This window comes from Arthrobacter oryzae (assembly GCF_030812315.1).
Lineage (GTDB): Bacteria > Actinomycetota > Actinomycetes > Actinomycetales > Micrococcaceae > Arthrobacter > Arthrobacter oryzae_B.
Map to the genome: position 1 here is coordinate 415,256 of NZ_JAUSSM010000001.1, position 12,084 is coordinate 427,339.

9 protein-coding genes are annotated in these 12,084 nt (G+C 64.2%); 7 read left to right on the forward strand and 2 right to left on the reverse strand.

The features are described 5' to 3' along the window. The first annotated feature begins 89 nt into the window (after nucleotides 1–89). The 6 genes from mtrB to secA all read left to right on the forward strand — a co-directional run bounded on the left by mtrB (nucleotide 90) and on the right by secA (nucleotide 9,730). Nucleotides 90–1,919, forward strand: a complete 1,830-nt coding sequence (gene mtrB, locus J2S97_RS01975) for an MtrAB system histidine kinase MtrB (RefSeq protein WP_373460480.1) — start codon at nucleotides 90–92, stop codon at nucleotides 1,917–1,919. Further along, entirely contained in the window at nucleotides 1,916–3,637 is a 1,722-nt protein-coding gene (locus J2S97_RS01980) for an LpqB family beta-propeller domain-containing protein (RefSeq protein WP_307046056.1), read from the forward strand. Before mtrB ends, J2S97_RS01980 begins: the two co-directional genes overlap by 4 nt. Nucleotides 3,638–4,056: 419 nt before the next feature. Next, nucleotides 4,057–4,752: a ComF family protein gene (locus J2S97_RS01985; protein ID WP_307046058.1), complete on the forward strand. Its 696-nt coding sequence runs from the start codon at nucleotides 4,057–4,059 to the stop codon at nucleotides 4,750–4,752. Nucleotides 4,753–4,895: 143 nt separating this feature from the next. Beyond that, nucleotides 4,896–5,621 carry a ribosome hibernation-promoting factor, HPF/YfiA family gene (gene hpf / locus J2S97_RS01990; RefSeq protein WP_104172251.1) on the forward strand — a complete coding sequence of 242 codons (726 nt, stop codon included), beginning with the start codon at nucleotides 4,896–4,898 and terminating at the stop codon, nucleotides 5,619–5,621. Nucleotides 5,622–5,670: 49 nt separating this feature from the next. After that, entirely contained in the window at nucleotides 5,671–6,918 is a 1,248-nt protein-coding gene (locus J2S97_RS01995; protein WP_307046060.1) for a winged helix-turn-helix domain-containing protein, read from the forward strand. A gap of 70 nt (nucleotides 6,919–6,988) precedes the next feature. Continuing rightward, entirely contained in the window at nucleotides 6,989–9,730 is a 2,742-nt protein-coding gene (gene secA, locus J2S97_RS02000) for a preprotein translocase subunit SecA (RefSeq protein ID WP_307046062.1), read from the forward strand. A 133-nt stretch (nucleotides 9,731–9,863) separates the two neighbouring features. On the opposite strand, the gene J2S97_RS02005 is transcribed toward secA, so the two are convergent. Together J2S97_RS02005 and J2S97_RS02010 are read right to left on the reverse strand one after the other, a co-directional pair. Continuing rightward, nucleotides 9,864–10,415 carry an Rv3235 family protein gene (locus J2S97_RS02005; protein ID WP_307046064.1) on the reverse strand — a complete coding sequence of 184 codons (552 nt, stop codon included), beginning with the start codon at nucleotides 10,413–10,415 and terminating at the stop codon, nucleotides 9,864–9,866. Nucleotides 10,416–10,468: 53 nt separating this feature from the next. Beyond that, a complete protein-coding gene (locus J2S97_RS02010; protein ID WP_307046066.1) occupies nucleotides 10,469–11,326 on the reverse strand; it encodes a LysM peptidoglycan-binding domain-containing protein in 858 nt (285 codons plus the stop codon). Between the two features lie 156 nt (nucleotides 11,327–11,482). Between J2S97_RS02010 and J2S97_RS02015 the strand changes: the two genes are divergently transcribed. Then, a complete protein-coding gene (locus J2S97_RS02015; RefSeq protein WP_307046068.1) occupies nucleotides 11,483–12,055 on the forward strand; it encodes a hypothetical protein in 573 nt (190 codons plus the stop codon). The last annotated feature ends 29 nt before the right edge of the window (nucleotides 12,056–12,084 follow it).

Here is a 12,084-nt window from a genome sequence, read left to right on the forward strand (position 1 = left end):
CCGGCAGCGGGCCGGAAGTACCTCGCCCGCCAAAAACGGAACACGCCCACGTCCACGGCGCTCCGGAGCATACTGACGCAATTGCCGGTGTGATCTCCGGCTTGCCGTTCCGGACCCGCATCTGGCTGCGCCGCGCCAGGATCGTAGGACTCCGGGTCTCACGGCTCGTCCGGACCGGGCTGATCCGGCTCCTGCCCGGTGTCCGGTTCCTGTTGCGCGCGTTGCACCGGCGCTGGCGCAGGTCCCTGCAGTTCCGGACAGTCCTCACCACGCTGCTGCTCTCGATTGGTTCGTTCGCCGTGGTGGGTGCCTACCTGTCGAACCAGATCGCCAATAATCTGTTCCAGGAACGTTTGGCCCAGGCGGAATCGGAGACGCTGTACAACGTTAAGCAGGTCCAGGACACGTTTGACGGCGCCCAAGTCACTGATCAATCGAGCGTCATTACCCTCGTCTACGACACTTTGAACGCCGTTGAGGGACGCGGAAACGTGATCCAGCGTCGATATGTCTTTGAAGCGATGCCGGAACAGACCAAACCCCGCAACCGCTGGGTGGAATCGCGGGCATCGGACCAGCTCACCGTCAGCGTCATCCCTCCCGAGTTGCGGAAGGCCGTTCAGGAGTCCGGTAAAGACCAGTTCTGGGCATCTACAGAGTTCCCGGTGGGTACCGAGGACCGGCCCGGCATTGCGGTGGGCAACAAGGTCACCTTTAACGGCACCGTGTACGAGTTGTACCTCATCTATGACCTGAACACCGCGCAGAAAACGCTCAACGAAATCCAGAACGTCCTGCTGGCGGGCGGCGCCGTGCTGGTGCTGATCATTGGGGCGATTGCCTGGTATGTGACGCGGAACGTGGTCAGCCCGGTCAGCCATGCAGCCGTAGTCTCCGAGAAGCTGGCGGCCGGCCAGCTCCAGGAGCGGATGGTGGTCAAGGGCGAGGACGAGGTGGCGAGGCTCGGCGCATCGTTCAACCACATGGCCGCCAGCCTGCAGGAACAGATCACACAGCTGGCCACGCTGTCGCAAATGCAGCAGCGCTTCGTCTCCGATGTGTCCCATGAGCTTCGCACGCCTCTCACCACTGTGCGGATGGCCGCGGAAGTACTGTACGACGCACGCCATGAATTCGACCCCATCAACAAGCGCTCCGCCGAGCTCCTGTACAACCAGGTGGAGCGCTTCCAGTCCCTGTTGGCCGACCTCCTGGAGATCTCCCGCTTCGATGCGGGCGTGGCCGTGCTCGACGCCGAACCGACCGATATCCTGCAGCTCGTCGCCAATGTCGTCGATGACGCGGGGCCTGTGGCAGTCGAATACGGTTCGGAGGTCACCATCAATTCCCGGGAAAAGAGCATCGTGGTGGAGATGGACGACCGGCGGATCGAGCGGATCCTTCGCAACCTGGTGCTCAACGCCCTGGAACACAGCGAAGGCAAACCGGTCAACATCTCCGTCGCCGCGAACGATACCGCCGTGGCCGTTGCAGTCCGCGACCACGGTATCGGCATGACCCAGTCCGAGGCCGCGAGGGTCTTTGACCGCTTCTGGCGGGCGGACCCCGCACGGGCGCGCACCACCGGCGGCAGCGGTTTGGGCCTTTCCATAGCCGCGGAAGACACGAAACTCCACAACGGATGGCTTCAGGCCTGGGGCAGTAAGGGAACGGGATCAAACTTCAGGCTGACGCTACCGCTGAAGCAGGGCGACGCCATCGTCAAGTCGCCGCTCCAGCTCGAACCTGCCGACGTCGCACTGCCTGGCAGCACAGGGCAGGGCACCATGCTGCTGTTTGGAACCGTCATGCCGCCGGATTCCGAAGACACCGGTCCGGCTGCGGAGCCGGAGCCTGATAGGCCACCGGCGGCCTCGTCGGCCGTGAAACCGGACACCGGCGCGGAGGACGCGAAATGAACGGCACAAACCGAAGGCCAGGCACCGCGGCCGCCGCGCTTTTGGCCGTCCTGCTCCTGCTGCTGACCTCCTGCGCCCAGATTCCGCGCTCCGGACCCGTCGGGAAAAGCACGGATGAGAGCGCGGGCAAGCCCAACAACGCTCCCGTCTTCTTTCCGGTGGCGCCACGTGAAGGCGCCGGGCCCGAATCCATCATCGATGACTTCTATCTCGCAGGCAGCGGCTACGAAGACGACTATGCCGTGGCACGCGAGTACCTGACCCAGGCAGCTTCCGTCTCCTGGAAACCGGACCAGCGGACATTGGTTTTCCGGTCAACCAGGGTGGTCCGGACCGGCGTCGAAAACGTCTACAACTACGAACTCGATGTGGCGTACTCCGTCGATGCGGACGGCATCGCCACACAGTTTCCCGAAGGTACCAAGGAAACTGTCCAGGTCACCCTGACGCAGGTGGACGGCGAGTGGCGGATCTCCGGAATCCCGGACGGGACCGCCATTCCCGAACAGACGTTCAAGGTGATTTACGGCGCCTACCCCATCTACTTCTATGATCCGAGCTTCACCTACGCGGTGCCGGACGTGAGATGGTTTATCAAGAAGAAAACCGTCAAGGCCATGACCAGCGCACTGCTCAGTGGACCCGCCCCATACCTCAAGGGAGCCGTAGTCAGCGCCTTCCCCTCCGGGATGAAGCTGGCGCGCGAGTCCGTTCCGGTTGTTTCCGGCGCAGCCCAGGTGGACCTTACGGCCAAGGAGTTGGTGGAGGCTTCCAGCGAAGACAGGCTGCGGATGCAGACCCAGCTTGCCCTCACCTTCCGCGGTCAGCCGGACGTCGTCAACGTGGAGCTCAGGGCGAACCAGGACCTGGTCCGCGTCGAGGACAATGGGTCCGTGCTGCCTCCCGTCCGTGATAAAAACGTTCCTGCCCGGCAGATTGCCGTGAACGACGGCCAGCTGGTCCGCTATGAGAACAACAGGATTTCTCCGCTTCCGGACATCCAGTCCGTGGGGGCCCTCGGTCCTGATTCCCCGGCCGAATCGCCGGTGTCGCAGTCCGTGGCCTTCCTCAACAGCACCAGGACAACGCTGTACTCGATCGTGCCGGGACAGCCAGCCAGGGCGCTGACTACGCGTGCCACCCTCACCCACCCGTCGTTTGGCCAGGAGGACTGGGTCTGGACCGCCGGACCCGGGGCCAACGGCGCCACCGAAGTCCTTGCGTACCGCCCAACCGGAATCGCCGAAGGTGCCGCGATGCCCACCGTGACACTGGCACCCGCCTGGCTTGCCGGCCGCACGGTCAAGGAGTTCCGAATATCCCGTGAGGGGGTACGCGCACTGGTGATTTCGGAGCAGAACGGGAAAACCCGCGTGCAGGTGACGGGAATTGTCCGCAATGCAGACGGCACGCCCCGGGACCTCACGGCGCCGACGACCCTCCTGACAGACCGCCAACCGGACCAGGGTGTCTGGGTGAGCGACACCACCGTCGCGGTCATGAAAGGATCGGCCACCGATAACGTCACACCGGAACTGCTCTCCCTGACGGCCTCTCAGCCCCAGCAGCTGGCCCCCTGGCCCGGCCTCACTGCGATCAGCGCAGGGAACGGACCGGAGGAAATTTTCGGGCAGTCCGCCGACGGTATATTCCAGCGCCTCGGAAACGGCTGGTCGCCACAGCTGAAGGGACCAGTGGACCCGTCGTTCCCGGGCTGACGCCGCGGTGTTCCCTGGCACGCAGCAGGGCGGGCCAGGCCCAAAGCCCGGTGTTCACGCAGGCGTCACCTTTAGGACGGGGGCCTTCATCCACATAGGTGCCTTCATCCACATAGGCGCCACGGGCGCTACCGGCCGGGTGTCCCGTCAGGCAGCCTTAGCATGTGATGCGAAGCCCCGATCCCGATCTGGCGCCGCCTGCAGCCACGCCGGCAAAGCACCGCAGCGATTACTCACAATGGTTTCTGAGGGCCGCGGACCGGGCAGCAACTGCGGGCCGCGAGCTCCTGGCGCTGGCCGCCCCGGTCGAATGTGTCTGTTGTGGAACGGAGGATTTCTCGCTTTGCGGCCCTTGCGAACGGGCGGTGCGGACCCTCACGAGGGCCCCATTCCGGGCTGAAGGGCAGGCTCCTGCCCTCATGGACGTCAACGGTTCGGTCATCCTTCCGGTCGTGGCTGCCGGGGTATATCGCGAGGAACTCGCCCAGGCCGTGCTGTCGTTCAAGAAACACGGCCAGGGCCAGCTCGAATCGGTGTTGTCCAAAGCACTTGGAAGGGCCATCCAGGGGGCCGCCGGGACAATGCAGGGATTCTGCCTGATACCGGTTCCCACCACAACCAGCGCGTTCAGGAAACGCGGTTTCAGTCCGGTCCATCTCATGCTGCGGAACCTGGCCCGCAACGGCGGCCTTGGTGCCGGCACCCTTGCCTGCGCGCTCCGCAAGGGGAGGGCAGCCGCTCCCCGGCAATGGGCTGCCGGTGATCTCCGGGAACGAATCCGTGCAGTGATGCCGACTCCTGCGATGGCCGGAGGGCAAAAGGGGCTGGGGCGAGGGGCACGCGTCAAGCGCGTACGGGGCTCGATGCGGGCGGGAGCACTCTTCGCACCGGCCATCCGGGGGCGCTCCTGCATCATTGTGGATGATGTCCTCACCACGGGCGCCACGCTTGCGGAAGCTGCCCGGGCCGTCCATCAGGCGGGAGGGGTCGTCGTTGGTGCCGTTGTGTTGGCAGCGACACGCCCGCCCGACGCGCCGATCCAGCTGGCGCCCGCGGCGCCACAGCGCGGAGGGACGCCTGACTCGGAAAAAAATAAACGAAGAAAAGGTGAATAACGGGTAGCGATGAACTAACGTCGGTTGTGGGTACCAAGATCAGTTGTACCTGTCGATAGCGGCTCGGAAAGGGGCTCGACTGTCAGTCAGATCGGCCCCGGGAAGTGCCGCCGTCGTGTCACCGAAGTCATTTGGAGGGCACCATGGAGTTCATGATCAGCGGACGGAATTTGACGGTTTCGGACCGCTTCCGCGAATACGCCGACGAGAAGATCTCAAAGATCGCATCGCTGGGAGACAAGGTCCAAAGGGTGGACGCGAAGGTGTCCAAGGAGACCAAGGCACGCCAGACCGCAGACTTGCTTACGGTTGAGCTGACTGTCCTGGGCCGCGGCCCCGTAATCCGCGCGGAAGCAAGCGCCGCCGACAAGTTCGCCGCGTTCGATCTCGCTTACAACAAGCTTCTTGAGCGCCTGCGCCGCGCCAAGGACCGCAAGAAGGTCCACCACGGGCGGCACACCCCGAAAGCCGTCCGCGAGGCGACGGCCAGCCTCGAACCGGCGAGTACCACCGAGCCCCTGTATGTCGAGGCCAGCAACCACCAGGAGCCACAGCCGGCCCCCGTGGAAAAGTCGCCGTACGATGTCGACAACGACATCCCTGCGGGCGATTCTCCGGTCCTGATCCGCCGCAAGGTATTCCCGGCGGCATCCCTCACGCTCGACGACGCCGTCGACAACATGGAACTTGTGGGTCACTCCTTCTACCTGTTTGTGGACAAGGAGACCAAAGCGCCGTCCGTGGTGTACCGGCGCGACGGATGGACCTACGGCGTCATTAGCCTGGACCAGACCTGCGAACCAGGCGAAGCACCCCTGGAAGAGAAGATCCTCGCCTACCGCTCGGAGGATGAGCCTGCACGCGCCTAAGCAGAGAAGTCGCCTAAGCTGGTGGTGACCAGCCAAGGGAAGGACTGACATGAGCGCATCGCTGAGCCTCAACCAGGCACGGCGGATCGCTTTGGCAGCCCAGGGATTGGACAAAGGACGGCCCGCCGGACCCGTGACTGCACGGGCGGTGGGCCGTACCTTTGACCGGCTGCACCTGGTCCAGATTGATTCCGTCAACGTCCTTGCACGCAGTCACTATCTGCCGTTCTTTTCGCGGCTCGGAAACTACGACCGCGCCATCCTTCACCGGATGGCCTCGAGGCACCCGCGCCGGATGATGGAGTACTGGGCACACGAGGCCAGCTTCATCCGGCCGGACCACTTCCCGGACCTGCTGCTCTGGCAGAGCAGGAAATGGGTCGGTGCCTCAGCCATGGACCCGGAACTGCGTACGGGCGTGGCCGCGAAAGTCCTCGAGGAGCTGGCAAATAGCAAACCGCTGACCGCCGCCGAACTCACGGTCCGGATCGGACATGTTGAGGACCGGCGGACGGACAACTGGGGCTGGAACTGGAACGCGGTCAAACGCGTCCTGGAACACCTTTTCGAGGAAGGGCTCGTCTCGGCTTCCTCGCGGACCGAGCAGTTCGAACGCCGCTACACGCCCACCGGCAAGGTCTTTTCCCCGCTCGACGGCGGGGGAGACTCCGGCGCCGATCCTGCGGCCGCAATGGACCGCCTCATCGCCGCCGCGGCGAGGGCTCACGGCATCGGAACCGTGCGCTGCTTCGCCGACTACTTCCGTACCCCCCTGCGTGCAGCCGCCATTTCCGTGCAGCACCTGGTGGACCTCGGCACGCTGGAACCTGTCTCCGTCCGGGGCTGGGACAGGCCGGTCTACCGGCATGTCGACGCCAAGCTGCCCCGCGCGGCAACCGGGCGCGCCCTTCTGAGCCCGTTTGACTCACTCGTATTTGAGCGGCGGCGGCTGGAAGAGCTCTTCGGCTTCCACTACAGAATTGAGATCTACACACCGGAGGCCAAACGGCGTTTCGGTTACTATGTCCTTCCGTTCCTGCTGAGGGATGGCATCGTGGCCCGCGTCGACCTCAAGGCCGACAGGGCCGCCGGCCACCTCCTGGCGAGGGCAGCGCACGCCGAACCGAACGCGCCGGCGGACACCGCCGTCGAACTGGCCGCAGAACTCCAGCTCATGGCCGAATGGCTCGAGCTTGACCGCGTGGTCGTTACTCCGGCGGGCGACCTGGCGCCGGCGCTTGCCGAGGCAGTCGCTGCGAGCGGAACGCGTGTATCCGCTCTTAGGGAACAGGCGTAACGTGCCGTTCGTCTCTCCCGTAGACTGAACACGCCAGAATTCGGCAGCTTGAGACTGGGAGCAACTTCACGTGGCATCACTTATCGAAAAACTTCTCCGTACGGGTGACAAAAAAACCCTGAGGCAATTGAGGAATTATGCCGATTCCATCAATGCCCTGGAGAGCTCCCTCAAGACCTTCACGGACGCCGAACTGCGTGAAGAAACCGACCGGCTCCGGGAACGCCACCAGGACGGCGAGAAGTTGGATGATCTCCTGCCGGAGGCCTTCGCAGCCGTCCGCGAAGCCTCGTCACGAACTCTGGGAATGCGCCACTTCGACGTTCAGATGATGGGTGGCGCCGCCCTGCACCTGGGCAACATCGCCGAAATGAAAACCGGTGAAGGTAAGACCCTGGTGGCCACCGCTCCGGCCTACCTCAATGCCCTCGCCGGCAAGGGCGTCCACGTCATCACCGTGAACGACTACCTCGCCGAATACCAGTCCGACCTCATGGGACGGGTCTACCGCTTCCTCGGCCTGAGCAGCGGCTGCATCCTGTCCAACCAGGACCCCGCCGTGCGCCGCGAGCAGTACGCTTCGGACATCACCTACGGCACCAACAACGAATTCGGCTTTGACTACCTGCGCGACAACATGGCGTGGGACAAGTCAGAACTGGTCCAGCGTGGCCACCACTTCGCGATCGTTGACGAAGTGGACTCCATCCTCATCGATGAGGCCCGTACGCCACTAATCATTTCCGGTCCTGCCCAGGGTGACACGAACCGCTGGTACAGCGAGTTCGCCAAGGTGGTCCTGCGGCTCCAAGCCGACACGGACTACGAGGTCGACGAGAAGAAGCGCACCGTGGGCGTGCTCGAAGCGGGTATTGAAAAGGTCGAGGACTACCTCGGCATCCACAACCTCTACGAGTCCGCCAACACGCCGCTGATCGGTTTCCTGAACAACGCCATCAAGGCCAAGGAGCTCTTCAAGCGGGACAAGGATTACGTCATTCTCGACGGCGAGGTCCTGATCGTCGATGAGCACACCGGCCGCATTCTGGCCGGCCGCCGTTACAACGAGGGCATGCACCAGGCGATCGAGGCCAAAGAAGCCGTCGAAATCAAGGCGGAGAACCAGACCCTGGCAACCGTCACACTGCAGAACTACTTCCGCATGTACGAAAAGCTTTCGGGGATGACCGGCACCGCCGAGACCGAAGCCGCGGAGTTTATGGGCACCTACAAGCTCGGCGTGGTGGCCATCCCCACCAACCGGGACATGCAGCGCATCGACCAGTCGGACCTCGTCTATAAGAATGAGGCGGTCAAGTTCGACGCCGTCGTCAAGGACATCGCCGAGCGCCACGAAAAGGGCCAGCCTGTGCTGGTGGGCACCACCAGCGTCGAAAAGAGCGAATATCTCTCCCGGCTGCTGGCCAAGGAGGGCATCCGGCACGAGGTCCTGAACGCAAAGAACCACGCCCGTGAAGCCGCGATCGTCGCGCAGGCAGGCCGTAAGGGCGCCGTGACCGTCGCGACGAACATGGCCGGTCGCGGTACTGACATCATGCTGGGCGGAAACGCCGAATTCACCGCAGTCGCCGAGCTGGCCGCCAGGGGCCTGGACCCGGAAGAAAACTCGGAAGAGTACGAGGCCGCCTGGCCCGCAGCACTCGAAGCGGCCAAACAGGCAGTCAAGGACGAGCACGAGGAGGTGCTGGACCTCGGCGGACTCTACGTCCTGGGCACCGAACGCCACGAGTCCCGCCGCATCGACAACCAGCTCCGCGGCCGTTCCGGCCGCCAGGGCGACCCGGGCGAGTCCCGGTTCTACCTGTCCCTGACGGATGACCTGATGCGCCTCTTCAATTCCGGCGCGGCCGAGCGGCTCATGAACAGTTCGGTCCCGGACGATGTTGCACTGGAATCCAAGCTGGTGTCGCGTGCCATTGCATCTGCACAGGGCCAGGTGGAAGGCCGCAACGCGGAACAGCGCAAGAACGTCCTGAAGTATGACGACGTCCTCAACCGCCAGCGCGAAGCCATCTACGGAGACCGGCGCCGCATCCTCGAGGGCGATGACCTGCACGAGAAGGTGCAGTTCTTCCTCGAGGACACCATCACGGCCCTCATCGACGAAGCAACCGCCGAAGGCACCGGGGACGACTGGGACTTCAACCAGCTCTGGACAAACCTCAAGACTCTGTACCCCGTCAGCATCACCTCGCATGACGTCATTGACGAGGCCGGCGGCAAGTCCCGCATCACCGTGGACTTCCTGAAGGAAGAGATCCTTTCCGATGCACGCCTCGTCTACCAAGCCAGGGAAGAGGCCATCGGATCGGAGAGCATGCGTGAACTGGAACGCCGCGTAGTGCTGTCGGTGATCGGACGGAAGTGGCAGGAACATCTCTACGAGATGGACTACCTCAAGGAAGGCATCGGTCTCCGGGCCATGGCCCAGCGCGATCCGCTCGTTGAATACCAACGCGAGGGATTCATCATGTTCCAGGCCATGATGGAGGCCATCAGGGAAGAAAGCGTAGGTTTCCTGTTCAACCTGGAGGTCGAGGTGACTCCCGCGGAGGACGTCGTTGTCGCCGACGGCGCCGGGGAACACACGGAGCACCACGAGCCGCAGATCCGCGCAGCCGGCCTGGAAGCCCCGGAAAAGCCCGCCCAGCTGCAGTACACCGCGCCGGGCGAGGACGGCGCCAGCCAGACGCGCATCGAGGGCAGGTCATCGGGCCGTTCGGGAAATCCGGCGAAGGCTGCAGCCCAGGACGGCACCCGGAAACAGGGCCCGAAAAAGAAGAAGCGCTAGGCACTGATGACTGCCGAAACGGCAGTCATCTTAGTCAGGGATGAGGGCCGGAACACATGTTCCGGCCCTCATCCGTATCCGCTCGGGATAGCTTGGATTGTCGGAGGGCAGCTCACGTCGGCTCAAGGATGGGTTAGCCGATTTCCAGCGCCGTGACGCGCCACACCTGGTTGCTGCGCTCAAGTCTCACCGCCACCGCGCGGACCCTTAATTCATCCACCACCACGGCGCTTGCCTCGTAGACTCCCTCTGCGACTTCGCAGGCGCGGACCGACCGGACAGCGGGATTACGGTGCAGGCGGCCTGCCGTAGGTGAGGACCCGGACGCGAGCCGGCGGGTGAGTGCAGCCCGGTGCTGCAGTGAGGCCAGGCAGCGTTGGTCCAGGCGCCGCGAGAGCTGGTGGATCGGACGCGTTCCCGCCAATACTTCAATGGCGGCCTGCACTGTGCCGCGGGTGATCGCGCAAACTTCCCTGCTTTCACCCGCTGCCTTGAGGGTCCGCACGTTGCCGGCCGGCCGACCAGGGCTGGCCGCCCCCGACGCCGGAGGAGCGCCAACAGGAAGCGGAGCTGCGTCCGGCGTGCTGACCGGTTCAGGGACCGCCGCCAGCCGCCGGACCGGCGGGCCACCCGGGGCAGATCGTTCCGTCGAAGGAGTGGCGGGGACCAAATGCAATGCGCTCATGACGTTTCCTCTGATTGATGTCGGATATCTGAAGAGTGTGCGAAACCGGCGGATTATGAGCCGGACGGAGGCCTGAGAACCTGGCCCGGCAGAAGGACATCGGGGTTGTCTCCCACGACGGCCCTGTTGGCCTGATACCAACGTGGCCATTCCATAGCGACGTCGACGTCAGAAGCGTGGGAGCCGCCCAGCCCCCTGGCTGCGATGCTCCACAGCGAGTCCCCGGCCACTACCGTGACGTGGCCGGCTTCCGTAACTGATTGCTGCCGGGCGGACCTCACGGGTTGAGCCGCTAGCGGGCCTGGATCTACGACAGGGGCGCTTGGCCGCCACCGTGGATCCACGCCGTCACCGGCCGCCGAGGTTGCCGGCAATGCGGAATCCGAAGCTGCCTCCGTCCCCGCCCCTCCAATCGCTGCAGGGACGGATGCAGCTGGCTCTGACGGACTCGCGCCGTCTCCACCGGCCGCATGTTCCGTTGGTGTCCACATCGCCGAAGTTGCCGTCGTGGGGTTAGGGCCCCAGCCAGGATCCCCGGGATCCGCAGCGCCATGGGCAATCGGCGCGCCCAGCAGCTGCACACCGACTGCGGCGAGGGCGAGGCGGCGCATGAACGCGGGGCTGAACTTGCCGGTGGCTTCCGCTGCCCGGCCGTTTCCGGTGCGCTCGAGGACGGCAGAGGCAAGGGCGATCAGCATCGAAAGGATCCACCAGGCCACGGTGATGAGTCCCACCGTGTTGACGGAAATTCCCAGCAGGTCTTCGAAGGCCAGTGACTGGCCCCTCGCCGAGGACCGTTGCCAGCGCTCCACAAGAGTGGCGCCCGTCGCCGCCAGGACAGAACCCAGGAGAAGTATCGCCGCCGCCAGTGCGGCGTCCGGACCGAGCGGCCTGCGCTGCGAACGTTCCATCAGGTTCCCCATTCCCATTTGATGCTGTTTGATATCGTTTGATGTAGTTGAGCCTAGTTTGAACCCATTTTCCGACTTTTGTCCAGTGATTTGTTTTTAGGTCCGCTGATAAGTCTGCGGATTGACCCCTGCCCGGAGCGGGCCTAGATTTGCGGCATGCGTTGGGATGCCCTTTTTGATGACATGGAGGCGCAGCTGGCGTCGGTTGAGCGGCTGGAGCTCGAGGCGGAAATCGCTGAGCGGTCGCGGGCTGACGTCGCAGGGGTGGAACTGGCAGACAGGTTGCGCGGATCCCGGGGCCTCAGGGTCGGAGTCCACCTGGCGTCCGGCTCATTTTTCGACGGAACTCTGAGCCACGTGGGCGCCGAGACCCTGGTACTTAGCGATCCGTATCAGCAGGTGCTGATTCCGTATGCAGCGGTCTCCCGTTATCAGGGACTGGGGAGGCTCGCAATGGTGGAGCCGTCATCTGTCAGGCGGAAGCTGGGCCTGGCCAGCGCACTGCGCGGTTTGGCGCGCGACAGGGCCGACCTCTCAGTGTGCCTAGTCGGCGGTGCGGATGGCGCGGCAGAACTGAGCGGCGTCATTGACCGCGTGGGGCGGGACTATTTCGATCTGGCCGTGACACGGCCCGGGGAGGCCCGCCGCGCCGTCAACGTCAGCCAAGTCGCCACGGTGCCATTTTCCTCATTGGGTGCTCTGAGGTCCTTGCGCCGCGGCGAACTCTGAATGCACGCCCCTTCACGGAGGGCAGGTCT